At 59.4% G+C, this 25,145-nt stretch carries 24 protein-coding genes; 17 read left to right on the top strand and 7 right to left on the bottom strand.

Features of this window, described 5'->3' with window-relative positions; all coding sequences use genetic code 11:
- Positions 1-10 precede the first annotated feature (10 nt).
- From E5K02_RS02865 to E5K02_RS02845, 5 genes are all read left to right on the top strand, one after another.
- Positions 11-709 (top strand): uracil-DNA glycosylase family protein, encoded by a 699-nt coding sequence (locus tag E5K02_RS02865; protein ID WP_135391878.1) that lies wholly within the window; start codon positions 11-13, stop codon positions 707-709.
- A 21-nt stretch (positions 710-730) separates the two neighbouring features.
- Complete coding sequence (locus tag E5K02_RS02860) at positions 731-1,831, top strand: Nif3-like dinuclear metal center hexameric protein (protein ID WP_135391876.1); 1,101 nt, start codon at positions 731-733, stop codon at positions 1,829-1,831.
- Entirely contained in the window at positions 1,821-2,573 is a 753-nt protein-coding gene (locus E5K02_RS02855; protein WP_135391874.1) for a zinc ribbon domain-containing protein, read from the top strand. Before E5K02_RS02860 ends, E5K02_RS02855 begins: the two co-directional genes overlap by 11 nt.
- A gap of 64 nt (positions 2,574-2,637) precedes the next feature.
- Entirely contained in the window at positions 2,638-4,212 is a 1,575-nt protein-coding gene (locus tag E5K02_RS02850; RefSeq protein ID WP_167856264.1) for a DUF3808 domain-containing protein, read from the top strand.
- Positions 4,213-4,266: 54 nt separating this feature from the next.
- The gene (locus tag E5K02_RS02845; RefSeq protein ID WP_240737127.1) at positions 4,267-5,550 is read left to right on the top strand and encodes an anthranilate synthase component I family protein; all 1,284 of its coding nucleotides are present in this window, start codon (positions 4,267-4,269) and stop codon (positions 5,548-5,550) included.
- Positions 5,551-5,732: 182 nt separating this feature from the next.
- Here the strand turns inward: E5K02_RS02845 and E5K02_RS02840 are convergent, their stop codons facing one another.
- Positions 5,733-6,374 carry a chloramphenicol acetyltransferase gene (locus tag E5K02_RS02840; protein WP_135391870.1) on the bottom strand — a complete coding sequence of 214 codons (642 nt, stop codon included), beginning with the start codon at positions 6,372-6,374 and terminating at the stop codon, positions 5,733-5,735.
- Between the two features lie 67 nt (positions 6,375-6,441).
- Between E5K02_RS02840 and E5K02_RS02835 the strand changes: the two genes are divergently transcribed.
- From E5K02_RS02835 to groL, 9 genes are all read left to right on the top strand, one after another.
- Positions 6,442-7,137 carry an HAD family hydrolase gene (locus E5K02_RS02835; protein WP_135391868.1) on the top strand — a complete coding sequence of 232 codons (696 nt, stop codon included), beginning with the start codon at positions 6,442-6,444 and terminating at the stop codon, positions 7,135-7,137.
- Between the two features lie 311 nt (positions 7,138-7,448).
- Positions 7,449-8,894, top strand: coding sequence for a tRNA (N6-isopentenyl adenosine(37)-C2)-methylthiotransferase MiaB (gene miaB, locus E5K02_RS02830; protein WP_135391866.1), 1,446 nt, complete (start codon positions 7,449-7,451; stop codon positions 8,892-8,894).
- A gap of 99 nt (positions 8,895-8,993) precedes the next feature.
- Complete coding sequence (locus E5K02_RS02825; RefSeq protein WP_135391864.1) at positions 8,994-9,371, top strand: four helix bundle protein; 378 nt, start codon at positions 8,994-8,996, stop codon at positions 9,369-9,371.
- Between the two features lie 37 nt (positions 9,372-9,408).
- Positions 9,409-10,731 carry a sigma-54 interaction domain-containing protein gene (locus tag E5K02_RS02820; protein WP_135391862.1) on the top strand — a complete coding sequence of 441 codons (1,323 nt, stop codon included), beginning with the start codon at positions 9,409-9,411 and terminating at the stop codon, positions 10,729-10,731.
- A 31-nt stretch (positions 10,732-10,762) separates the two neighbouring features.
- Entirely contained in the window at positions 10,763-11,248 is a 486-nt protein-coding gene (locus E5K02_RS02815; RefSeq protein ID WP_135391860.1) for an LptE family protein, read from the top strand.
- Positions 11,249-11,390: 142 nt separating this feature from the next.
- Positions 11,391-12,896 carry a hypothetical protein gene (locus E5K02_RS02810; protein ID WP_135391858.1) on the top strand — a complete coding sequence of 502 codons (1,506 nt, stop codon included), beginning with the start codon at positions 11,391-11,393 and terminating at the stop codon, positions 12,894-12,896.
- Positions 12,897-13,307 carry a preprotein translocase subunit SecG gene (secG, locus tag E5K02_RS02805; RefSeq protein WP_135391856.1) on the top strand — a complete coding sequence of 137 codons (411 nt, stop codon included), beginning with the start codon at positions 12,897-12,899 and terminating at the stop codon, positions 13,305-13,307. It begins immediately after the preceding gene.
- Positions 13,308-13,595: 288 nt separating this feature from the next.
- Complete coding sequence (gene groES, locus E5K02_RS02800) at positions 13,596-13,886, top strand: co-chaperone GroES (RefSeq protein ID WP_135391854.1); 291 nt, start codon at positions 13,596-13,598, stop codon at positions 13,884-13,886.
- A 42-nt stretch (positions 13,887-13,928) separates the two neighbouring features.
- On the top strand, positions 13,929-15,566 hold the full coding sequence (gene groL / locus E5K02_RS02795) for a chaperonin GroEL (RefSeq protein WP_135391852.1): 1,638 nt from the start codon (positions 13,929-13,931) through the stop codon (positions 15,564-15,566).
- Between the two features lie 213 nt (positions 15,567-15,779).
- Here groL and E5K02_RS02790 read toward each other — a convergent pair whose 3' ends face one another.
- The 3 genes from E5K02_RS02790 to E5K02_RS02780 form a co-directional block, all read right to left on the bottom strand.
- Positions 15,780-15,998 carry a hypothetical protein gene (locus E5K02_RS02790; RefSeq protein ID WP_135391850.1) on the bottom strand — a complete coding sequence of 73 codons (219 nt, stop codon included), beginning with the start codon at positions 15,996-15,998 and terminating at the stop codon, positions 15,780-15,782.
- Between the two features lie 119 nt (positions 15,999-16,117).
- On the bottom strand, positions 16,118-16,315 hold the full coding sequence (locus E5K02_RS02785; protein ID WP_135391848.1) for a hypothetical protein: 198 nt from the start codon (positions 16,313-16,315) through the stop codon (positions 16,118-16,120).
- Between the two features lie 82 nt (positions 16,316-16,397).
- On the bottom strand, positions 16,398-18,137 hold the full coding sequence (locus E5K02_RS02780; protein WP_240737125.1) for a peptide MFS transporter: 1,740 nt from the start codon (positions 18,135-18,137) through the stop codon (positions 16,398-16,400).
- Positions 18,138-18,386: 249 nt separating this feature from the next.
- Between E5K02_RS02780 and pckA the strand changes: the two genes are divergently transcribed.
- Positions 18,387-20,018 carry a phosphoenolpyruvate carboxykinase (ATP) gene (gene pckA, locus E5K02_RS02775; RefSeq protein WP_135391846.1) on the top strand — a complete coding sequence of 544 codons (1,632 nt, stop codon included), beginning with the start codon at positions 18,387-18,389 and terminating at the stop codon, positions 20,016-20,018.
- 72 nt (positions 20,019-20,090) lie between these two features.
- On the opposite strand, the gene E5K02_RS02770 is transcribed toward pckA, so the two are convergent.
- Positions 20,091-21,161 (bottom strand): SDR family oxidoreductase, encoded by a 1,071-nt coding sequence (locus E5K02_RS02770; protein ID WP_135391844.1) that lies wholly within the window; start codon positions 21,159-21,161, stop codon positions 20,091-20,093.
- 310 nt (positions 21,162-21,471) lie between these two features.
- Here E5K02_RS02770 and E5K02_RS02765 point away from each other — a divergent pair, with 310 nt between their 5' ends.
- On the top strand, positions 21,472-22,176 hold the full coding sequence (locus E5K02_RS02765) for a 16S rRNA (uracil(1498)-N(3))-methyltransferase (protein ID WP_135391843.1): 705 nt from the start codon (positions 21,472-21,474) through the stop codon (positions 22,174-22,176).
- Positions 22,177-22,190: 14 nt separating this feature from the next.
- Here the strand turns inward: E5K02_RS02765 and E5K02_RS02760 are convergent, their stop codons facing one another.
- Positions 22,191-23,627 carry an RtcB family protein gene (locus E5K02_RS02760; RefSeq protein WP_135391841.1) on the bottom strand — a complete coding sequence of 479 codons (1,437 nt, stop codon included), beginning with the start codon at positions 23,625-23,627 and terminating at the stop codon, positions 22,191-22,193.
- Between the two features lie 220 nt (positions 23,628-23,847).
- On the opposite strand from E5K02_RS02760, the gene E5K02_RS02755 reads away from it, so the two are divergent.
- Positions 23,848-24,510, top strand: a complete 663-nt coding sequence (locus tag E5K02_RS02755; protein WP_135391840.1) for a DUF4159 domain-containing protein — start codon at positions 23,848-23,850, stop codon at positions 24,508-24,510.
- A 66-nt stretch (positions 24,511-24,576) separates the two neighbouring features.
- Here E5K02_RS02755 and E5K02_RS02750 read toward each other — a convergent pair whose 3' ends face one another.
- Positions 24,577-25,098 carry a hypothetical protein gene (locus E5K02_RS02750; protein ID WP_135391838.1) on the bottom strand — a complete coding sequence of 174 codons (522 nt, stop codon included), beginning with the start codon at positions 25,096-25,098 and terminating at the stop codon, positions 24,577-24,579.
- Between the last annotated feature and the right edge of the window lie 47 nt (positions 25,099-25,145).

The raw sequence follows: 25,145 nt of genomic DNA, 5'->3' as shown, positions 1-25,145 counted from the left end.
CTCTTCCGCCATGTCCACTTTTGCCGACCGTTTACTCCACTTTCTGACTGCGTTTCCGGTGCCCGCCGCGCTGCCTGATGAGGCGGTGGCGCTGAGCCCCTACGATGAGGCCACCCCACGGGAGCTGTTTACGCAATTTGCCCAGCAGTACTACGCCGACAACCAGCCCCGGATTGCGCTGCTGGGCATCAACCCAGGCCGGCTCGGCAACGGCCGTACCGGCGTGGCTTTCACCGACCCGGTAGCCCTGGCCGAAAACTGCGGCATTGCCAACCCCTTGCCCCGGCAGCGGGAACCATCGAGTCAGTTTGTCTATCAGGTTGTGGCGGCCCTGGGCGGAGCAGCCGCTTTCTACCAGGATTTTTTCCTGGGCTCCCTCTACCCGCTGGTCCTGCTACGCCACGGCCGCAACTACAATTATTACGACTCCGCTGCTTTAACCAAAGCTTTAGAGCCGGCCATTCGAGTCTCATTAAGTCAGCAAGTCATGAACGTTGGCCTTGTCCGTCAGACGGCTGTTTGCCTGGGCCGCCGCAACGGCCAGCACCTGCTGCGGCTCAACCAGGAGCTGCAGCTGTTCAACCAGATCCACGTGCTCGACCACCCGCGCTACCTGATGCAGTATAAGCGGCGCGACTTGGCCCAGCACGTGGCTGCTTACGTGGCCGTTTTGCAGGCGTGCCGCGCTACCGTTGCCGGGTCAGCGTAACAGTCCTGCTATCTTTGCCCTATGCCTACCGTTGCTGACCTCGCCCGCGTCCTTGAGAAAGTGGCGCCCCTCGCCTACCAGGAATCCTACGACAATGCCGGCCTGCAGTGCGGCGACCCGCACGCCCCGGTAAAGGGCGTGCTCATTGCCCTGGACTGCACCCCGGCCGTTATCGACGAGGCGCTGCGGCGCGGCTGCAACGTGGTAGTGGCCCACCACCCGGTGGTATTCCGGCCCCTGAAGCGTCTGACCGGGGCCAATGCGGTGGAGCAGACGCTGATAAAGGCCATTAAAAACGATGTCGCCATTTACGCGGCCCACACCAACCTCGACAACGTGCTGGCGGGCGTCAACCGCAAGCTGGGCGAAAAGCTGGGCCTGCAAAACCTGCGCATCCTCGAGCCCAAAAGCGGCGTGCTGGGCAAGCTCATCACCTACGTCCCGACTACCCACACCGAAACCGTCCTGCAGGCCCTTTATCAGGCCGGGGCGGGTCAGATCGGGAACTACTCCGAGTGCAGCTTCCGGGTGGAAGGCACGGGTACGTTTACGCCCGGCACCGGCACTACCCCGTTTATCGGCACGGCCCAGCAACCCGAAAAGGTGCGCGAAGAACGGGTGGAAGTGGTGCTGCCCCTGCACCTGCAGGGCCCGGCGCTGCGGGCGTTGCGGGCTGCTCACCCGTACGAAGAAGTTGCCTACGAGCTGGTGAAGCTGGAAAACACGCTCCAGGATGTAGGCTCGGGCATGATCGGGGAATTGCCCGAGGCCTTGTCGCCAGCCGAATTTCGCCGCTTGCTGCGCTCGGCCCTGCACGTACCCGTGGTGAAACACACCGAGTACGAGCAGCTGATCAAAACGGTGGCCTTGTGCGGCGGGGCCGGCAGCTTCCTGCTTAGCCACGCCCGCCGCGCCGGCGCCGATGCCTACGTAACCGGCGACTTGAAGTACCACGAGTACTTTGGGGCCGAGGGCCAGCTGCTGCTCTGCGACGTGGGCCACTTCGAAAGTGAGCAATTTACCGGGGAAATCTTCCAGGATTTGCTTACGGCCAACTTTAAAAGTACTTTTGCGGTCTTAATTGCTGAGACCCTCACCAACCCTGTCCGTTATGATTTCTAATCCTTCCACGGAAACCACCGTTGCCAGTAAGCTGGAAGCCCTTCTGAACCTGCAGCGCCTTGACTCGCAGCTCGACGAAATCCGGCGCGTCCGCGGCGACCTGCCCGAAGAAGTGCGCGACCTGGAAGACGAAATTGCCGGCTATGAGGTGCGTGTGAGCAAGTTTGACGAGGAAATTCAGGCCCTGAACGACCAGATCAAGCAGCGCAAGCAGAACGCCAAAGATGCCGAAGGCCTCATCAAGAAGTATGAGGACCAGCAGCAAAACGTGCGCAACAACCGCGAGTACGAGGCCATTGCCAAGGAAATCGAGTTGCAGCGCCTGGAAATCCAGATTTCGGAAAAGAAAATCAAGGAAGCCCAGTACCAGATTGAGCTCAAAAACAATGACATTGCCGGCACCAAGCAGCGCTTGGAAGAACGCAAGAAAGATCTGACCAACAAGAACACCGAGCTGCAAACCATCATCGGCGAAAGCGAAGCCGACGAGAAAAAGCTGCTCGACCAGCGTGAAGACGCCGTAAAGCCCATTGAGGAGCGCCTGCTGACGGCCTACACCCGGATTCGCGGTAACGTGCGCAACGGGCTGGCCGTGGTAATGGTAAAGCGGGACGCCTGCGGCGGCTGCTTCAACACCGTGCCTCCCCAGCGCCAGGCTGACATCATTTCGCACAAGAAGATTATCGTGTGTGAGCACTGCGGCCGGGTATTGGCCGACGTGGACGTAAAGCAGCCCGCTTAATTTTTCGTCTCGTTCTTTCGAACGTACCCCAAAAAAGGAACGGCCCCCAGTCGTTCCTTTTTTTTTGCCCTCGCCCGTCGTGCCCCACTCCCCGGCCCTCTTGCTCCCCAAAACCAAAGCCTGGCTACTCCTGTGGCTGGTGGGCTTGGTGCTGGGCGCCGCACGGCCCCCGCAGCACGATACAGCCGCGGCCCGGCAGGCCCCGGAAGCCACTGCCCCCTTTACAAACGAATTGTCGCCCGCGGCCCGCCGCGCCTATGCCGAGCTGCTCAAGCTGCGCATTGAGCCGGCCCGGGCCATCTTGCGAGACGAGCTCAACCGGGCCCCCATCAGCGCCGGCACCCTGCTGGTAGCCGACTGCATTGATTTTACCGAGCTGATGGTGCTGCAGCAAGCCAGCCGCTACGAGGCAGTGGTAGCGGCCCAGGACCGCCGCCTGGCCGCCCTGGAAAAATCAGCCGAACGGGGGCCGTTGCGGGAGTATGCCCGGGCGGAAATCCGGTTGCATCAGGCGGCGGCGCAGGTGACGTACCAGCACGAAATTCAAGGGGCCTGGAGTTTGCGCCAGGCCTACCAGCAGATGCAGGCGGTGGTGCAGCGCTACCCCAACTTTATTCCGGCCCGCAAAACGCTGGGCATGTGCCAGTTTATGATTGGCTCCCTGCCCGCCGGCTACCACTGGTTTCTTAAGCTGCTGGGGCTGCCGGGCAGCGTGGAGGCCGGCGTCAAAAACCTGCGCCTGGCCGCCCAGCAGCCCCACGACTTCCAGCCGGAAGCCCGTCTTATTCTGGCCTTGGTACAGGAAACCTACTACAAGAAAGCCGAGGAAGCCGCCCAGCTCGTGCAGCAGCTCGCCACGCAGCAGCCTGACAATCTGCTCTATAGCTACCTACTGATTAGCCTCAACAAACGCCTGCACCGAACCGAGTTGGCCCTGACGGCCTACCACCGTCGCCCCACCGGGGCGGGCTACCTCCCCGTGCCCTACCTGCACCACATGGCCGCCGACCTGCTTCTCTACCAAGGCAACTACGCGGCTTCCCTGCGGGCCAATCAGCAATTTCTGCGCGACTACCAAGGTGTGCACTACCGCAAGGACGCCGCCTTCAAGCTGTATCTGGCGGCTTGGCTAAGCGGCGACCATGCGGCGGCTGAGCGGTACCGCCAGCAAATTGGTGCCGGCGGCCGCACCGTGGTGGAAGAGGATGCCTACGCCCAACGGTTTGTGGAAGACAAGCTCCCGCTAAACCGCACCCTGACCCGGGCCCGGCTCCAGATTGACGGGGGCTACTACCGGGCGGCCCTGAACACGCTGCGTAGCTTTACGGGCTCGGGCCTGCTGCGCGACCAGCTGGAAGACCCCTACCGCCGGGCCCGGGCCTATCAGGGCCTGGGCCGCCTCGACTCGGCCCGGCTGTTTTATACCCGCACTATTGCGTTGGCCGGCAAGGCGCCCTATTATTTTGGACCGCAGTCGGCGCTGCAGATGGGCTACCTGTGCCAGGCCGAAGGGCAGCTGAACATGGCCCGGCTTTACTTCCAGAAGGCCCTGGACTCGCCCAGGCATGAGTACAAAAACAGCACCGATGCCAAGGCCAAGGTAGCGTTGGCGGCCTTGCCCACTGCCAAGCTTCGCTAGCGGCAGCTTATTTTTGCCGGCCCGGGCCCTTTCCCGTTAGTTGCTATTCCTGCTTTGACTCAAGTTGTTTTGTTTGCGGCGCTTCCGGTTTCGGCCGAGGTTTTTCGGGTCCGGGCCCTGCACTGGGCAGCGCAGTTCCGGTATTGCGCCTACTATGAGTCCAGCGCACTGCCCTACCCCCACGGTGCCTTCGACCAGCTGCTGGCCGTTGCCAACGTCACGCCCGCTTCTCCCGCTTCCCTGGCCGACCTGCCGGACTGGCTTCAGCAACCCACAACGGCCCCTCGCTGTGGCTTTGTAACCTACGACGCTAAAAACGAAATCGAGGCGCTGCACAGTGGCCATTTTGACGGTTTGCAATGGCCTGTGCTGCATTTCTTCGAGCCCCAGATCTGGCTGTACTGGCAGCCGGACGCCGTCGAAATTCACGGCGCAACGACGGGAGTACTGGCCGCTATTTTGGCAACTGCGCCCTCACCCCAAGCAGCACCAGCCGTGCCCTTTGTGCGCCCGCGCCTGCCCCGGGCGGAGTATCTGGCGGCAGTAGCGGCGGTGCGGGAAAATATTCTCGACGGGGAGGTGTACGAACTGAACCTATGCCAGGAATTTTATGCCGAGTCGGTCCAGCTCGACCCGGCCAGTACTTTTTTGCGGCTGAATACGGCCTCACCCACCCCCTTTGCGGGGTTCTACAAGTGGCAGGACCGGTACCTGCTCTGCGCCTCACCCGAGCGGTTCTTACAGCGCAAAGGCCTACAGCTCATTTCTCAACCCATCAAAGGCACCCTCCGGCGCGGTTCCACGCCGACGGAGGATGCGCACCTGCGGGAACAGCTGCGGCACGATGAGAAAGAGCAGGCCGAAAACCTGATGATTGTCGACTTGGTGCGCAACGACCTGGCCCGCGTGGCCCAGACGGGCACCGTGCAGGTCCCCGAGCTGTTTGGGCTGTACCCCTTCCGCCACGTCTGGCAGATGATTTCCACCGTGCAGGCCCAGCTTCGGCCCGGCACCGAGCTAGCTGATATTCTGCGCGCAACCTTCCCGATGGGCTCCATGACCGGGGCCCCAAAAATCCGGGCCATGCAGCTCATTGAGCACTACGAACGTACCAAGCGGGGCCTCTACAGCGGCAGCCTGGGCTACGTGCTACCCTCGGGCGACTTCGACTTCAACGTGGTCATCCGCAGCCTGCAATACCACGCCGGCACCGGCTACCTCAGCTTCCAGGTTGGCTCAGCCATCACCTACGACTCCGACCCGCACCGCGAGTACGACGAGTGCCTGCTCAAAGCCCGCGCCCTGCTCGAAGTGCTGGGAGCTGTGGTGAAACAGTGAATGGCGAGTTTAAAAGATGTGTCCTTGCGAGGCGTGAGCCGGCGCCACCCGGCCCACGCGAAGCTAGACGTGCCCCTTCACCACAAAGCCTTTTTCGCCACCAATAAAAAGCTGGTCACACAAGGAATCTTCGCACAGTTCAGCGGCTGGCTTCGCTCTGCTCGCCAGGACAGGCCAACTCACTAGTTCATCATCTCACCTTTCAGCCTCCGCTCGAAGGCCTGTAGAAACTGGCCCACGTGGTAGCCGTCGGCCAGGGCGTGGTGCACGTTCACGGCCACGTTCATATACGTGCGGCCGTTTTCCTCGTAAAGCTGGCTGAAGGAGATTTTGGGGCAGCTGTCGGGGTGCGAGAAGCTACGGGCGTGGGTCAGGCCGGTGAAGCGGACCCAGGGAATGGCCGAGCAGTGCAGCACATCGACGCGGGCGGTGGTGTCGCTCAGGCGCAGGCCGGAGCTGTTTTGCACGGCCTCCATTTCGGTCGTGGCCGCCGCCACGAAACCCGCCAGCTCGTCGTGCTGCTCGATAAAGGAAAAGGCGAAGGTGTGGTCGGGGCGGCCCAGGGTGGCCGAGGCGTGCACCCGCTCATACTGGTACACCTGCCCGTCCTCGATGCGGGTGCGCAGCTCGGGCACTTCGTTGGCGGCCTGCACGGCGTGGTAGAGGTAATACAGAAAAAAAGATACGCCCCGCCGCTTAGCCTCCGCCTGGGCGCCGGTACAGTCTACGGGGGCAACCAGCCCGAAAAAGGGTTCTTCAAAAGCCCCGAAGAAGGCAAAATGCTCCCGGCGGTTCCAGGTAGCAAGATCAATCAGCTGTTTCATGGGCGGCAAGTTCGGTAACTTTACCCGCCGGGCTGGCCTTTCCCGCCCGTTTTCTGCTTTTTTGCCCATGGCCGCTCCCCACCTCATTGCCTTCGACGCCGACGATACGCTCTGGTCCAACCAGCCCCACTTCGACCAGGTCGAAGCCCGGCTCCTTGACATCCTGGCCCACTGCGGCGACGCCCAGCGCATCACCGAGCAGCTCAACGCGGTGCAGCGCCAGAATATGAGGCTCTTTGGCTACGGAGCCAAATCCTTCATGCTGTCCATGATTGAAACCGCCATTCAGCTGACTGACAGCAAGGTGACCGGCGTTGAAATTCAGCAGATTCTGGATATGGGCAAGGACCTGTTGCGCTACCCCATCGAGCCGTTGCCGGGCGTAGTGGAGGTGCTCACCGAGCTGCGCCGCCGCGGCCACCGCCTGATGGTGCTCACCAAGGGCGACCTGTTCGACCAGGAAAGCAAGCTGGCCCGTTCCGGCCTGGGCGAGTTTTTCGACTACGTCGAAATCGTCAGCGAAAAAGACGAGGCCACCTACCAGCGCCTACTGGCCCGCTATAACGCCCTGCCCGGCGAGTTTTTCATGATCGGCAACTCCCTTAAGTCCGACATCCTGCCCGTGGCCCAGCTCGGCTTCCGGGCCGTGCACGTGCCTTTCTACGCCACCTGGGTGTTCGAGCACGTCGACCCCGAGAAGCTCGAAGGCCTGGAATTCCACGCCGTTACGGATTTGCGTCAGGTGCTGGAACTGGTGAAATAGTGAGGTGGTGAAATGGTGAGTTAAAACCGTGTCATTGCGAGGCGCAGCCGAAGCAATCCGTCCTCTGCGCAGTACGACCTGACCTTTTACCGCAAAGCCCTTTAGTCCAGCTGGAGTAAAGGGCTTTTCAGTTTAGAAGGTTCAGCACATTTCAGAGGACGGATTGCTTCGGCTTACGCCTCGCAATGACACGTCTTTTTCACTTCTCACATTCCCCACATTAGCACCTGAGCACATTATCAAGCTCTGCCATTCTGTCATTTTGGGGCAAAAACCGTTACCTTTGCCCTCCTTCTGTGTTTACGATACCTATGTCTCAGCCCCTGCTCACCCTCGACTTTCTGGATACGCCCGCCGCTCCCGCTGCTACGGCCGACCACCAACCGGCTCAGGATGTGCGCGTCAGCCCGGCGACCCGCACCGGCCGGCAGCGCAAGCTCTATATCGAGAGCTACGGCTGCCAGATGAATTTCTCCGACTCCGAAATCGTCTCCTCCATCCTTTTTGAGGAAGGCTTTGATACCACCGAGCAGCTCAGTGACGCCGACTTGGTCCTGCTCAACACCTGCTCCATCCGCGAAAAGGCCGAGCAGACCGTGCGCATGCGCCTCTCGCAGATCAACAGCCACAAAAAGCGCAACCCCGGCCTGCTGGTGGGCGTGCTGGGCTGCATGGCCGAGCGCCTGAAAAGCAAGTTCCTGGAGGAAGAAAAGCTCGTCGACCTCGTCGTGGGCCCCGACGCCTACCGCGACCTGCCCAACCTGATCCGCGAAGTCGACGGCGGGCAGAAAGCCGTGAACGTGCTGCTCTCGCGCGACGAAACCTACGCCGACATCACGCCCGTGCGCCTGAATTCCAATGGCATTACCGCCTTTGTGAGCATCATGCGGGGCTGCGACAATATGTGCTCCTTCTGCGTGGTGCCCTTCACCCGGGGCCGCGAACGGAGCCGCGACGCGCACAGCATCGTGCAGGAGTGCCGCGACCTGGTGGCCCAGGGCTACAAGGAAGTAACCCTGCTGGGCCAGAACGTGGACTCCTACAAGTGGACTTCCGAAGACGGCCAGGAGTTCGTCAACTTCGCCCAGCTACTGGAGCGCGTGGCCCTGATCAGCCCCGAGCTGCGGGTGCGCTTCTCCACGTCCCACCCCAAGGACATCACCGACGAGGTGCTCTACACCATGGGCAAGTACGAGAACATCTGCAAGTATATCCACCTGCCCGCCCAGAGCGGTAACTCCCGGGTGCTCAAGCTCATGAACCGCACCTACGACCGGCCCTGGTACGAGGAGCGCGTGCAGGCCATCCGCCGCATTCTGGGCGACGACTGCGCCATCAGCACCGACATGATTTCGGGCTTCTGCTCCGAAACCGAGGAAGAGCACCAGGAAACCCTGACCCTGATTGACTTCGTGCAGTACGACATGGGCTACAACTTCTTCTACTCCGAGCGCCCCGGCACGCTGGCCGCCCGCAAGCTGGCCGACGACGTGCCGCTGGAGGTCAAGAAGCGTCGCCTGCAGGAAGTCATCGACCGGCAGCAGCTCCACGCCCGGGCCCGCTATGCCCGCATGGTAGGCCGCGTGCACCGCGTACTGGTCGAGGGCCGCTCCAAACGGTCGGAAGAGCAGCTCAGCGGCCGCAACAGCCAGAACCAGGTGGTCATCTTCCCCAAAGGTACCGCCCAAAAAGGCGACTATGTGAACGTACTGGTGACCAGCACCACCGGCGCGGCGCTCTTAGGCGAAATTGTGTAGTTGTTTTTGGTTATTTGTTTTTGGTTTTTGGCTTGTTCTGCCAATTTCTGCAGTAGTCCATGAAGTATTGCTAACCGCCGATCGTCTTATTCTTAGTTTATGGAAAAGCCGGTTGGACAGCATAATTACAAGGATTTGCGGGTATGGCAGCACAGCCGAGAACTAGTGAAACTAGTGTATGTGCTCACCCAATCATTTCCGGCTGAGGAGAAGTTTGGTCTGACCAGCCAGATGCGCCGGGCTGCAGTGGCAGTGCCTTCTAACATCAGTGAAGGCAGCGGCCGCCAACATCCACGTGATACCATTCAATTTCTGGTTATTGCCCGGGGCTCATTATATGAACTCGAAACGCAATGCTACCTCGCTTTTGATTTAGAATTTATTTCCAATGCACAGCTACAAGCTATAGAAGAGAAAATCGCCAGCTGTATTCAGTTAGTGCAGGGCTTTATCCGCTACTACCGCTCATTGGGTTGATGGCCAAAAACCAAAAACCAAAAACCAAAAACCACCCTTGACACCTTCCGAAATACAATCCATCAAGCAACGCTTCGGCATTATCGGCAATGCGCCGGCGCTGAACTACGCCATCCAGGTAGCGGCCCAGGTGGCGCCCACCGATATGACGGTGCTCATCACCGGGGAAAGCGGCTCGGGCAAGGAATCTTTTTCCAAGATTATCCACGCCCTCTCGCCCCGCAAGCACGGGCAGTTTATTGCCATCAACTGCGGGGCCATTCCCGAGGGTACGATTGACTCCGAGCTGTTTGGGCACGAGAAAGGTTCGTTTACCGGGGCCCAGGAAGCCCGCAAAGGCTATTTCGAAGTCACCAACGGGGGCACGATCTTTCTCGATGAAATCGGGGAAATGCCGCTGGGCACCCAAGCCCGGCTCCTGCGCGTACTCGAAAACGGGGAGTTTATCCGCGTGGGCTCGAGCAAAGTGCAGAAGACCGACGTGCGCGTGGTGGCCGCTACCAACGTGAATTTGCTCGACGCCGTGCGCGAAGGCAAGTTCCGGGAAGACCTCTACTACCGCCTCAACACCGTCCCGATTACGGTTCCACCGTTGCGTGAACGAGGCGACGATATTTATCTATTATTCAGAAAGTTTGCCACCGACTTTGCCGAGCGTTACCGCGTCAAGCCCATTGCCCTGAGCCCGGATGCCGTAACGGAACTGCAGCGCTTCAGCTTCCCCGGCAACATCCGCCAGCTTAAGAACGTGGCCGAGCAGATGTCGGTGCTCGAAACCGAGCGGGACGTAGATGCCAACCGCCTGCGCCAATACTTGCCGGCCGAGCAAAGCAGCCGCTTGCCCATGCTGCTGAGTGCCTCCGGGGCCGGGGCCGAAGCCAACAGCTACTCCGAGCGGGACCTGCTCTATAAGGTGCTCTTCGACATGCGCCGCGACATGACGGACCTGAAAAAGATGGTGCTCGATATGGCCGCTGGTCAGCGCCCGGCCGAGGCGCAGGAACTGCTACGCCAAAACAGCCACTTATTTAATAACCTGAACGTGGCCCCGGTGTACGAAAACAACCGCCTGACCCGTTCTGCTCCTGCCGAAGGCGGCGCAACCGAATATTTCATTACGCCCCGCCCGGAAATAACGGTGGAAGACGCCGCGACTTACGAAGACGAGCCGCAGCGCGTGGAAGACATTCCGCACGAAACCGAGGAGGAAACCCTTTCCCTGGAGGCCAAGGAAAAGGAGATGATTATGAAGGCCCTGAAAAAACACCATAACAAGCGTAAGTACGCGGCCCACGACCTGGGCATTTCCGAACGCACCCTGTACCGCAAGCTGAAACAATATGACCTGGAGCAACTCTAAGCAACTGACCGTCTGGCTGGTGACTTTTCTTATGTTGCCGCTCTTGGCCGGTTGCAGTGTCTACTCCTTCACGGGTACCAGCATCGACCCCTCGGTGAAAACCTATTCGGTGCAGACGTTTCAGAACAATGCCAACAACGGCCCTTCCTTTCTGTCGCAGCGCTTTACGGAGGAGTTCAAGGACTATTTTCAGCGTAATACCACGCTCAAACTCGTGCCCCGCGACGGAGACCTGCAGTTTGAAGGGCAGATCATAGCCTACGACTTTGCTCCCGCCGCTATTCAGAGTCAGAACGGCGTCGACCAGGCGGGCGTGAACCGGCTGACCATGCAGGTGCGGGTACGCTTCACGAATACCAAAGACCCCAAGCAGGATTTCGAGCAGACGTTCCAGAGCTACGGCGACTTTCCGGCGGCCCAGGATATTGCCCGTATCAACAACGACCCGGTGGCCTTGCGCCGCATTACCACCAACATTATTACCGATACTTTCAATAAGTCGGTAGCGAACTGGTAACCGTCGGTTTTTCCTACTTAGTGGGTTTCCTGGGTAAATTGATGCACTTTTGCCGCCCCGCAAACCACCGGTTTTGTCCTGGTGCGTTGGCCGCCCCCGCCCTGGCGGCGCTGTTAACGCCTTACCCTCATTGTCCTGCCGTATGACCCGCGCGTCGCTGTTGCAAATTCTTGATCATGTAAGCGCAATTTCGGAGTCCGAGATTCGTGAGCTGGAGCAACTGGCGGCAGCATTTCCGTACTGTCAAACGGCGCATGTGCTGCTGGCCAAAGCCGCCCACGACCAGGGCAGTATGCTGGCCAGTCAGCGCCTGCGCCGGGCCGCCACCTACGCCACCGACCGCCAACTGCTGCGCCAGCTGATTGAACAGCCGACGCTCGTGGCCGAGCCAGTGCCCGCGGCTGCCCTATTACTGCCGGCAGCGCCACTACCGGTTGCGGAAGTGCCGGTTGCCCGCCTTCCTAACGAAGAAGTTTCGACAGAACTGGAAGCCCCTGTTGCAACTCCTCAACCTGCCGAAGCACAGCAGCCCACTACAGCCGCCCCCGATTCCAGCCAGTTGCCTGCTTTTTCTACGGAGCCGGAGCAACCGGCACCAGAAGCCGATGCTGCCTCTGGGCCCGGTAGCTCTGACGTTGAGGCGAGTGAAGCACAGAACCTGCCTGAGCCAGGTTTCCGGGGTGAGTTGGCGGAGAGCGAAGTAACCTCCACCCAGGAAGATGCGGCGCCTGCTCACTCGGAGCTAATTACGGAAGAGGCTACTGAACCGGTTGCTGACTTTTCCGCTCAGACGGAAACAGTAATAACATTCAACGCTCCGGAAGAAGAGCCGCAGGAAGCCGAAGGCGCAACGGTACTAGCTACTCCCGCCGCAGCTGAGGCAGGCGGGCCAGAAGCAGTGGAAACCGAGCACGAAACCCTCGTTGCTCCTACAGAGCCAGAAGCTCTATCAGAGGAAGCCGAAGTGCCGGCCTTAGTTTCCGAGGAAACAGACGCGGCGGCACCGGTGCTCCCGGAAGCGGCCGAGGAGGATATCTTGCCGCCCGTCGCCCCTCCGATCCGGCCACCGGTGGAAGCCGGTTCCTCGCGCTTTGAGTTTGGCTTAGGTTTTCCTGACCCTTCCGACGCTGTCTTGTACGAGCTGCCGCTGCCCAGTGAAGATGAGGCGCCCATCAGCTTACCGCGGCCAGCCGTAGCGGGCTTTGGGGGCGACGACATGGTGGGTTATGCCCTGGGGAGCGGTAGCCGCTACGGCTACAGCTTGCAGCCTATCGACGAATTCACCGTTTCGCTGCCAGACACCGAGTTTTTTCCGCCCGATGCGCTGCTGCACGAAGTGGCTCCTCGCTACCAGCCGGCCCCGCCGCCCCCGCCTTCCCCATTTGACCTGATCAATACCTTCTTGCGCAACCAGCCCCGCCTGCGGACCCCGGCAGTGGTGCCCGCCTCTGCCGAAGAGCAAGCCGATTTATCGGTGCGGAGCACGCAAGTAGTCCCCGATCTGGCCTCCGAAAGCCTGGCTAAAATCATGGTGCGCCAGGGCAAGCTGCACAAGGCAATTGAAATATATGAACGCCTAATGGTGCGTCAGCCGGAAAAAAAGGCGTATTTTGCCGACCAAATTCAACAACTGAAATCTACCGAGTAAATGTATTACGCTCTCATTGGCCTGATTCTGTTTATCTGCTTGCTGCTGGCGCTGGTAGTGCTAGCCCAAAACCCCAAAGGGGGCGGACTCTCGAGCCAGTTCGGCGCGGGCGGCGCAGCCAACCTGATGGGCGTAAAGCGTACCGGTGATTTGCTGGAGCGCCTCACCTGGGGTTTTGCTATTGGGCTGATGGTGCTGACCCTGGGCACCCACGTGCTCAACGGTACTTCCGAAGCCGCGGGCCCTGTTCGCAGCGTTAACCAGCAGAAAGCCCTGGAAACCAAGCTGCCCCCAGCCGCTCCGGCCCCGGGTGCTCCCGGCGCAGCCACCGCTCCTGGCGCTACGGCTCCGGCCACTGCTCCGGCGCAGCAGCCCGCTCCGGCCCCGGCTGCTACCACGCCGGCTCAATAGCCTGTTTTCACCGATTGTATAGTAAGCCGCTGGCTCCTTATGTGGGGCCAGCGGCTTCTTTTTTGACTCTACCAAGGCCGGGCCGAGCCTACTTGCCCTTTATCTACGCCAGCTCATCATACTGCCTTTTTCGGCCTTCACCCTGACACGTGGGCATCTGCAAGTGAAAACCTGACTGAGAATAGAACTAAAAAGGTTCATTCTGTCAGGTTTGGCTAGGCTGGCACAAGAAGTGTTGCCTGCGGCACAGGTTCATTTCAACCAACCCTTTCAACCAAAACGAACAATATGTCACTAAGCATGAAACCGCTGGCTGACCGCGTCATCATTGCACCGGCTGCTGCTGAGGAGAAAACCAAATCGGGCATCATCATTCCCGATACAGCAAAAGAAAAGCCCCAGCGTGGCGAAGTAGTGGCTGTAGGCGAAGGCAAAGTGGCCGACAGTGGCACGCTGATTCAGCCGCAGGTAAAAGTGGGCGACCAGGTCCTGTACGGCAAATATGCCGGTACTGAAATCACCGTGGATGGCCAGGACTACCTGATCATGCGCGAATCGGACATTTTCGCTGTCCTGTAATCCACCCTTCCCTTCCCGAAATCATCCTTTCTGTTAAATACGATGGCTAAGAACATCCAATTCGATACCGACGGTCGCGACAAGCTGAAGCGTGGCGTAGATAAACTGGCAAATGCCGTGAAAGTAACCCTGGGCCCGAAAGGCCGCAACGTGGTTATCGACAAGAAATTCGGTGCTCCCAGCATTACCAAGGACGGGGTAACCGTTGCCAAAGAAATTGAACTGGCCGACCCTATTGAAAATATGGGCGCCCAACTGGTAAAGGAAGTAGCTTCCAAAACCGCCGATCAGGCCGGTGATGGTACTACCACGGCTACCGTACTGGCCCAGGCTATCTACGCCGCTGGCTCGAAGAACGTAGCCGCCGGTGCCAACCCGATGGATTTGAAGCGCGGCATCGACAAGGCAGTTATTGCCGTGGTTGCCAACCTGAAGGCCCAGTCCAAAAAGATTGAGAACTCCTCGGAAATTGCCCAGGTAGGTGCTATTTCGGCCAACAACGACATGGAAATCGGCAAAATGATTGCCGACGCCATGGATAAAGTAGGCAAAGAAGGGGTTATCACCGTCGAAGAAGCCCGCGGCACGGAAACCGAAGTGAAAACGGTGGAAGGCATGCAGTTTGACCGCGGCTACCTCTCGCCCTACTTCGTAACCAACCCGGAGAAAATGGAGGCAGAGTTCGACAACCCCTTCGTGCTGATCTACGACAAGAAGGTGAGCACCATGAAGGAGCTGCTGCCCGTACTGGAGCAGGTAGTACAGACCGGCAAGCCCCTGGTTATCATTTCGGAAGATGTAGACGGCGAAGCCCTGGCGACGCTGGTCGTGAACAAGCTGCGCGGCTCGCTGAAAATTGCCGCCGTGAAGGCTCCCGGCTTCGGCGACCGTCGCAAGGCCATGCTGGAAGACATTGCCGTCCTGACTGGCGGTACTGTTATCAGCGAAGAGCGCGGCTACAAGCTCGACTCGGCTACGCTCGAGTACTTGGGCACGGCGGAGAAAATCATCATTGACAAAGACAACACCACGATTGTCAACGGCAAAGGTGAGAAAGAGACCATCACGGCTCGAATCAACGAAATCAAAGCTCAAATCGGCACTACGACTTCCGACTACGACAAGGAGAAGCTGCAGGAGCGCCTGGCTAAGCTGTCGGGCGGCGTGGCCATCCTCTACATCGGTGCTTCTACGGAAGTGGAGATGAAAGAGAAAAAAGACCGCGTCGACGATGCCCTGCACGCTACTCGTGCGGCCGTGGAAGAAGGTGTAGTACCCGGCGGTGGCGTAGCGCTGGTGCGCGCGCTGGATGCCCTGGAAGCGGTGGACACCCTGAACGGCGACGAGCGGACCGGTGTAAACATCATTCGCACGGCCATCGAAGCTCCCCTGCGTACCATCGTAGCCAACGCCGGTGGCGAAGGCTCAGTAGTGGTGCAGAAGGTGCGTGAAGGCTCCGGCGACTACGGCTACAACGCCCGCGAAGACCGTTACGAAAACCTGATGGCCGCTGGTATCCTCGACCCCACCAAGGTTACGCGTTTGGCTCTGGAGAATGCTGCTTCAATTGCCGGCCTGCTCCTGACCACCGAGTGCGTAATTTCGGATGAGCCCGAGGAAGACAAAGGCGGTGCCGGTGGTGGCAACCCCGGCATGGGCGGCATGGGTGGCATGATGTAATCAGCCCCGGCCAGCTCAGCTGACCTCGCTAATAAGAAAAGCCCCGCTGGACAGGTTCCGGCGGGGCTTTTCTTATTAGCGCACTACCTCTATCAGACTGGTTAGGAAGGCCAGATACTAGTGATTAAACCAGTAGCCAGTTCGGATGCTACAACGCTAAGAACCAGGCAGAGCGCCATCAGGCGGGCTTTGGCAGTAGCCGGGCCGTGGAGGCTAATCAGAATTGGGAGCAAGAAGAGCAGGCAAGCTATGGCCGTGTGCAGCCGTGCCCATTACCAGGGGCAACATCACGCTGGCCGAGGCAGCCGCCAAGCGCACCAGCAGAAAATCCCGAACCAGAACGCGCAAAGAAGCTCGCCCCAGCGCCCCTACTGCCACAAGCAAGCCGAGCAGCAGCAGCCCGCCCCCGGTGGCGAGCACAACCAGCAGCATCGGCAAGAGCAAGCTGCCATTTTCACCCAGAGCGGTTGGCCTACCTAAAAAAACACCAGCCAAAGCCCCATACCCAAGTGCGACGAGCAGCGTCCGCCGCACTCCCCAGTATAGATCTGTCACCCACCGACTAGCAGCATACTGGCATTGAGCAGGGAAAACCCGACGAGTAGTTCCTGCGTGGTAGAGAGCCTGTACCCAAAGGGAGCCAGCAGGCCCAGCCCTAGGATTGTCTGGATGGCCCCCAGCACCCAGCGTGGACTAAGTGGGGCGGAAGCCGGCACTTCGGGGGCGGCCAGCAGAGTAGAGTTATGCATATAGTTGGGGGATTAGGCCAAGAAAAAGCCCCACTGTTTTTTAGCAGTGGGGCTTTTTCTTGACACAGGAAGCAGCAGAAGCTTAAGCGACGGGCGCTACCGGCTCGGCCATCATCGTGTTGAGGCGCTTGTACAGAACAAACAGAATGGCGGAGGCCACAGCCGACAACCCGACGAAAATCAGGAAGAAGTCGTAGAGGCTGGTGATTTGAAAGCCCAGGAAAGAAGGCCAGTGCGAAGTCAGCTCCAACTCAGTCAGCTTGGCCGTTACGTCGGCGGTAGCCTGGGAAGTACCGTTCAGAATGCCGGGCAGGTCGATGCCAGCCTTGGAGGCTTTGGCAAATTCGCCGGGGCCGGGAGGATACAGGCCCGACAATACCCCGGCCAGCTTGTTGCCGGCGGCCGTAGCCAAGAACCACACGGCCATCAGCAGGGAAGCAAAGCGGGCCGGAGCCAGCTTGTTTACCAAGGCCAAACCAATCGGCGATAAGCACAGCTCGGCAAAGGTATGTACCATGTACATGGTAATCAGCCAAAACATGCTCACTTTGGTGCTGGCATCAACCCCGCGCACACCGAAGGCAATGATGAGGTAGCCAACTGCCATCAGCAGTAGGCTGATAGCCATTTTCAGCGGCGAGGAAGGTTCGGTGCCGCGCTTGCCCATCCACGTCCAGAGTACGGCGAAGATTGGCGCAAACACGATGATGAACAAGGCATTAGCCGACTGGAAGTACGAAGCGGGCACGGTATAAGAGCCCAGCTGCCGGTCCGTTTGCTCGTCGGCAAAGAAGGTCAGCGAAGCGCCGGCCTGCTCAAACGTGCCCCAGAAGAAGATTACGAAGAAGCTCAGAATGAAAATAACGTAGATCTTCTGCTTTTCGCGGGCGGTGAGCGTCGGGTCGGTCAGGATGGTAACCGGGGCCACAATCATGGCCGAGAATACGAGGGCCCCAATCCAGTCCCGGTTCATAATCCAGGCAATAGCGGCATACACCACCACGAAGATACCGATGAGCATGGGCAGCTTGCTGGCAAAGCTCTTGGTGGGCTGGGCAATGGTTTCGGAGCGCACCGGACCGTCGGTCTGCACGGGCACCACTGGCGAAGCTTCTACCGTGCGCTCGGGCTTGGCGCCCAGCGGGGCACCCTCGGCCGTTACGACGTACTTGTTTTTGAGCAGCTCGAAGGTAATGGAGCCCAGCAGCATGCCGAAACCGGCGGCCAGGAAGCCCCACTTAAAGTCGGCAGGGTTGCCGGTGTCGCCTAGCGTACCGCACACCAGGGGCGAGAAAAACGCGCCCAGGTTGATGCCCATGTAGAAAATGGTGTAGGCGGCATCGATGCGGGAGTCGCCTTTGGGATACAGCGACCCTACCATCGAGGAGATATTAGGCTTGAAAAAGCCGTTACCAAAAATCAGGCAGCCCAGGCCCAGAAAGAACAACAGCAGTTGGGAGGAGGGCACGGCCGTCTGGCCGACCTGGTACATGGAAGCGCTAAAAAACAAAGCGAACTGCCCTGCTGCCATCAGCAAGCCCCCAAACAGAATAGAGCGCCGGTTGCCCCAGTAACGGTCGGCAACGTAGCCACCCAGCAGCGGCGTCAGGTATACAAGGCTGGTATAGTTGCCATAAATGAGCGAAGACATCTCCTTGTTCATCAGGAGCGCTTTGATCATGTACAACGATAAGAGGGCGCGCATGCCGTAGTAGCTGAAACGCTCCCACATTTCGGTAGCGAAGAGCACATACAGGCCCTTGGGATGACCAGTCGACGCGGGCACAGTGGGTTGCTCACGTACGGCGGAGGCTGTTTGCATGAAGGGAAAATAAAAGTGGGGAAAGTGAGAAAGGACCGTCAGCAGTTGTCCGACGGAGGTTGGTAAAGCTACAAAACTTTCGCAATTGGCAACCGTAACGGCATTTTCGCGTTGACAAGCCAAGCTTACAGCGAATTTTCGCTAAGTTTTTCTAAAAACTAACGACTGTAAGCCACAGCAACGGTTTTTTGTCTATTTTTGTCCTGCAATTCCCCAATCTCCCACCCATTTCATTCTGTTTCCGGCCCCATGAAGGACACTGCCGCTACCGCCACTCTCCGCAAACGTTTGCAGCCGCTCGGATTCTCCCAAACCGGCGAAGTGCATCTGAACCTGACGCCCGCTGAACTCGTCGAGCATGCTCTGCGCCGGGGTGAGGGCACCCTCACCGACAACGGTGCGCTTATGGCCGACACCGGTAAGTTCACCGGCCGTTCCCCCAAGGACCGTTTCGTGGTGAAGGACGCCAATACCGCTGAATCCGTGTGGTGGGGCGACATCAACATTCCCTTCGACGCCGATAAATTCGACCAGTTGCACCAGAAAATGGTTGCCTACCTGGCCGACAAGGAGCTGTACGTACGCGAAGCCTACGCCGGGGCCAATCCTGATTACCAGCTCAAGTTGCGCGTAGTCAACGAAATGGCTTGGCATAACCTGTTCTGCTACAACATGTTTCTGCGCCCCGAAGCAGATGCCGACACCTCCTGGACGCCCGACTTTACCATCATCTGCGCCCCTGGCTTTGAAGCCGACCCGGCCGTAGACGGTACCCGCCAGGCTAATTTTGCCATCCTGAACTTCACCAAGAAGATGATTCTGATTGGCGGTACGGGCTACGCGGGCGAAATGAAGAAAGGCATCTTCGGGGTGCTGAACTACCTGCTCCCCCACGAGCACAATACCCTGAGCATGCACTGCTCGGCCAACGTAGGCAAAGACGGCGACACGGCCGTTTTCTTCGGTCTGTCGGGCACGGGCAAAACGACTCTGTCGGCCGACCCGAACCGGGGCCTCATTGGCGACGACGAGCACGGCTGGACGCCCGATGCGGGCATCTTCAATTTTGAAGGTGGCTGCTACGCCAAGGTTATTGACCTGAGCCGCGAGAAGGAGCCCCAGATCTGGGATGCTATCAAGTTCGGCTCTATCGTAGAGAATACCCGCTTTATCCCCGGCACCCACACGGTGGATTACGCCAACAAGTCGGTGACGGAAAACACCCGCACGGCTTACCCCATCAGCTACATCGACAACGCCATTGAGCCCTCGGTAGCGGATGCGCCTAAGAACATCTTCTTTCTGACAGCTGACGCCTTTGGAGTACTGCCTCCCATCAGCAAGCTGGACAAGAGCCACGCCATGTACCACTTCATGAGCGGCTACACGGCTAAGGTAGCCGGCACGGAAATGGGTGTTACCGAGCCCCAGACGACCTTCTCGGCCTGCTTCGGCGCCGTATTCCTACCCCTGCACCCCACCAAGTACGCCGAGATGCTGGGCCAGAAAATGGATGAGAACCCCGACGTGAACGTGTGGCTGATCAACACAGGCTGGACCGGTGGATCTTACGGGGTAGGCTCACGCATGAAGCTGGGCTACACCCGCGCCATGATTACGGCTGCCCTGAACGGTGAGCTGAATGACGTGGCCTTCACCAAGCACCCCATCTTCGGAGTGGAAGTACCCGCTTCGGTTCCCGGCGTGCCCACCGACATTCTGGATCCGCGCAATACCTGGTCGGACAAAGAGGCTTACGACAAAACAGCGGCTTCCCTGGCCGATAAGTTTGTCAACAACTTCCAGAAATACGCTGATTTCGCTAACGAGGAAATCCTAGCTGGTGCTCCCAAAGTGGCGGAGGCTACGCTAACGGCGTAACTAGAAGTCTTCCTACCCAAAAAAAGGCCCGCTGGTGTTTCCAGCGGGCCTTTTTTTGGGTAGGAAGACTTGCTATTCCACCCACTGGGCGCTGTGCGACTCCTGGACCTGGTTGTCGACTGATGGAGTAGAGCCGCCGTTTTTGGATCTTTTTACCAATGCGGCTACGCCTAGGCCAACGGCACCAGCCACGGCCGCCGTCACCAAGGGGTGCAGGGTGGCGGTGGTGTAATAGCTGCTTTCCCGGGTGTGGCCGGGGTAATTGCCTCTTTCTTCCAGGCGGCCAGCGGCATGATCGAGCCCATTCTGATTACGGGGCCGCGGGGCATAATCGGCCTTCTCCTGCTTGGCAAACACGTTTTCCATGAACTTGTCGAGCAACCGGGGCGCGAAGGTGGCCATGCTGGTAATCATTTTACCACCGCCGCCCACGGTAATTTCCCGCTCCGGTGTTTCGCAGCAGTGCAGAATAGCGCGGGCCACCGTTTCGGGCGCGTAGGCGGGTGGGGCATGCTGCGCTTCGCGCTCCATGTAATTCTTGGCGTGCAGCGGGTAGGGCGTATCAATAGCCGCGGGCTTGATGAGCGTCACTACGACCGGGGCTTCGTCCATTTCCAACTCCATGCGCAGGCCGTCGGTAAAGCCTTTCACGGCGTGCTTGCTGGCTGAGTAGATGGTTTGCAAAATGGCCGTGCTTTCCGACAAAATGCTGCCGATATTAATAATGGCCCCGCCGCGTTGCTTGAGGTGCTTGGTAGCTTCGAGCGAGCCGTAAATCAGGCCCCACACGTTGGTTTCGAACAGCTTGCGCATGTCTTCCACCGGTACATCCTCGATTTTACCGTAGATGGACACGCCCGCGTCGTTGATCCAGGTGTCGAAACCGCCAAACTTGGCCTGGGCCGCCTGGGCAATGCGACGCACATCATCCTGGTTAGCCACATCGGCCACCACGTAGATTGCCTGCCCTCCTTGGTCGTTGATTTCTTCGCAGAGCTGACGCAGCGCATGTTCACTGCGGGCCGCCACCACCAGCTTAGCCCCTTTTTCGGCCGCCATGCGGGCCGTAACCAAACCGATACCGGAAGAAGCGCCGGTGATGACCAGAATTTGCTGGGATAGTTTTTTGAGTTTTGGTGTCATAGTGCAGTAGAAGATTAAGGACAGATGAGTCTGTGTACGGCGTATGTCGGCTTGTGATGCCAAAAGCTTCGTTTTAGGCCGGTTAACATTACTGCTGACTGCTCTGTATGAAGGTCGCCAACTTAAGAAGAGTAGAGCGCACCCCTCCTACTAAGTTGTTTTTTGACCGATGCCCGCGTAGCGCCGCCCATCCAAATAAAGTGGTTGCCCTGGAGCTGGGAGGTAGCAAAAACAGCCGGTAGCCCGCTCATAACGGGCATACTCAGCCAGTCAGTGCCAACGCACCACGGATTCGCCGTAGTTTTGTGCCATGGCCCACACCTTCTACGCTCCCGACCTTACCGGCTCGACCTATACCCTGCCCGAAGACGAAAGCAAACATGCCGTGCGCGTGCTGCGCCTGGGCGTAAACGACCCGGTAGGGCTGGTCGATGGGCGCGGGGGCGTGTACCAGGCCGTTGTGGCAGATGCCAACCCCAAGCGTTGTCAGCTCCGGCTCACAGCCACCGAGCAGGTAATCCCGCGCTCCTACTTCACCCACGTGGCCGTAGCACCCACCAAAAATCTGGACCGGATGGAATGGCTGGTTGAAAAAGCCGTGGAAATCGGCGTGGAGCGCATCACTTTTCTGCGCTGTGCCCGCTCGGAGCGGCGGGAGCTAAAGCTGGAACGACTGGAGAAAATTGCGGTTAGCGCCCTGAAGCAGTCGGGCCAGGCCTGGCTGCCCCGGCTGGATGAGCTGACCGACTACGCCGCCTTTATCCCCACCGTGGCGCCGGCCACTACCTTTATTGCCCACTTGGAAGAAGGCGAGCGGACGGCCCTGGCCCGGGTAGCGGCGTTGGGAGCCGGCTGCTGCGTACTCATCGGCCCCGAGGGCGACTTTACCCCGGCCGAAATTGAGCTAGCCCGGCAGCGCGGCATTCGGCCCGTGACGTTGGGGGCCTCCCGGCTACGGACCGAAACTGCGGCTCTGGCGGCCGTGCACACGATACACGTAGTGCGGGAGCTGTAAGCCTAGCCCTTCCCTTATTCCTCCGCCACGGCCGAGCAGTCGGCCTGCGTATCTGCTTCTGCCGCCAGCCGGGCAGCTTCTTTGGCCAGCTTCTTCTTACGCCAGGGGGCGTCTTGCTCCCAGTCGCCGGCCATGATGCAACCGTAGGGGCGGATTTCGTCCACGGTAGTGGCCAGGTTGAAATCGGCAATCTGCCGCTTGACCTCCCCGGCATCCTTATAGGCACTGGGCAGCTCGGAAATATCAATCTGGTTGAAGAAAAACCGGGCGTCGATGCCCTGGGTTTCCTCGGCAAATAGTTCTTCCCTGGTTTGCCCCAGCTTGCTGTACTTGTGGCGGGTACGGCTCAGGTTGCGGCCGGCGCCGTGGGGCGCAAATCCCAGGTTGGTTGCGGTAGTGCGGCCTTCCACAATCAGGATGGGCTGGGCCATATTCAGCGGAATGATACGCGGCCCGGTAATATCGGGCATGAATTTCGGGTCGAGCGGCGTGGCGCCCTTGGCGTGGTAAAACAGGTCCCCGTCGCGAAACACGAAGTTGTGCTCGTTCCAGAAACGTTGCACTACGGCCGCCCCCAGGCGCGCGGCAATGGCCTCGTGCAAGCATAAGTGGTTCTGCTTGGTCCACTTTCGAATGGTTTGCAGCGCCGCCCAGTACTGTTCACCCTCGGCCGAGTCGCTGGGAATCCAGGCGTTGGCCGGGTCGGTGGCGGGCGAAATGGCCTGGCGGTATCGTTCGGCGACTTTCATGCCCTGGGCGTAGAGTGCCGCGCCGGGGCCGCGGGAACCATGGTGGGTCACGAGCACCGTGTCGCCGGTGTTGCGCGAAATGCCTACGTAAAGAAAGTGGTTGCCGTCGCCCTGGGTGCCCAGGTGTTCCCGGGCAAAGTTGAGGCTGCGCAAAGAGTTTAAAAAAGGATTGGCCCGAAATTCGGCCTCTATTTCTGCGGGCAGGGCAAACTGGCGCTCGGGCAAGCGGCCACCGGGGCCAAAGTGGGTAATCTGCTGGGCGGCGTCCAGCACGCGCTTGGGGTCTATTTTACCCAGGTTGGTCAGCATCACCGAACAGCAGATATCGGCGCTGTGCATGCCGGGGTGAATCGCGTTGCGGGTCACGACAATGCCCCCAACGGGAATTGTACCCATAGGACCCGCCGGACAGGCATCGGGCATGATGGCGCCGGCTACCACGGTGGGCGTGCGCATGAGTTGCTGCATCGACTGCCGCACGTACTCTATGTTGGCTTGCTCCACGGGCGAGTCGGCGCTGATGTTCTCGTAAAACGGCACCGGCTGGGCCAGCAGCGGAATTTCCGGGCCGGGCTTTACAGTAGCAAGGTAGGCGTGCAGGGCCTCGTGTTCCAGGCCGTGTTCGTTGATGTGCGCCAGTGCCTCCTTAAACCATTTGCCAGGCTTTAATCCCAGCGCTACTAAATCTTTGCCCGTTACCATCTATAAGTTCCGCTCAGCGGTTGAAAAGCTACCGTTCAGCAATAAACGATTTTTATAGTTGGGCTCGGCATCGGCAAACCAGCCGGTAGCGTTGCTCGGCCGCGTCGCCAACGGGCTAGTAACGGCAAACGAGTCGCGTAAGATTGCGTCGGCACTGAACTTTGCCACCATGGCGTTACTTTGTAGTCTATTACGAGTGCTCCCACGCTCCTTCTATCCCATGCTAAAGAACCTGCTGCTCCCGCTTCTGCTGCTTTTTTCCCTGACGGCCGCCGCGCCGGTAGCGCCCAGCTTCCGCATTGCCAAGCTCCACTACGGCGGCGGGGGCGACTGGTACGCCAACAAAACCAGCTTGCCTAATCTGATTCGCTTCTGTAACCAGACGCTCAAAACCAATATTGCCCCCGAGGAGGCCATCGTGGAGCTGGACTCGCCGGAGTTATTCACTTATCCCTTTGTGCACATGACGGGCCACGGCAACGTGTCGTTTACCGAGGCCGAGGCCAAAAACCTGCGCCGCTACCTCACCGGCGGCGGCTTTCTGCACATCGACGACAACTACGGGCTCGACAAGTTTATCCGGCCCGAAATGAAAAAGGTATTTCCCGAGCTGGAGTTCGTGGAGCTGCCCTACTCCCACCCGATTTACCACCAGAAATTCCAGTTCCCCAAAGGCTTGCCCAAGGTCCACGAACACGAGGGCAAGCGCCCCCAGGGCTTCGGGCTGCTTTACAAAGGCCGGCTGGTGTGCTTTTACAGCTTCGAGTGTGACCTGGGCAACGGCTGGGAAGACGTGGGCACCTACGACGACCCGCCTGCCGTGCACGAGGCGGCCTTGCGGATGGGCGCTAATCTGGTGACGTACGCGCTAACCCAGGATTAAAAGTACCAGAGCCCGGTGTACCTCTACACCAGGCTCTGGTACTTTTCGCGCCTGATAGCCGGGCTATTACTCAAATTTGCGCTTCAGGATTTCGCTCAGAATAAAGGCGTCCCGCAGGTCGGCGGGAGTGCGGAGCCGGTCAGTGACTACGCGCCGGGCCACCGGGGCCGGAGCCGTAGGCCGAGGGCGACGCAGCGGGTGGTCGGCAGCCGGGTGGTCCAGGCCGGTATTGCGGCGAGCCGGAGCAGTCGTTTTTTCCAAGGATATAGTCGTGGCCCGGCGTTCTTGTGACTGCGCTTTGCGAACGGGCTGTTCCAGGGTCCGGGCTTTCGGAGCTTCTGCCTCCTGGGGCAGGCGCCGTCCAGCCGGGGTTGTAGGCGTAGCCGATTCCAACGGGCGGTTGCCCCGTTCGTTTTGCTTTTGCATTTGTTTCAACAGCTCGTCAAACGAGGTACTGGGCAGCGGGATACGAGCTGCGGGCCGCTCCTGCTGCTCCCGGCGGGCCGTATTACGCATCTTCTGGATCATCCGCCACACGAAGATGAGCAGTCCTAAAAAGATCAGGCCGAGGGTTTGGAGCTTTTCCATAACGACAGGTAGCGGGCTTTACGCAGAAAAGGTACGCCTTTTCGGGA

It is taken from the genome of Hymenobacter metallicola, from assembly GCF_004745645.1.
Lineage (GTDB): Bacteria > Bacteroidota > Bacteroidia > Cytophagales > Hymenobacteraceae > Hymenobacter > Hymenobacter metallicola.
The sequence above is the reverse complement of the archived record's forward strand: the minus strand, read 5'-3'. Positions and strand labels throughout refer to the sequence as shown.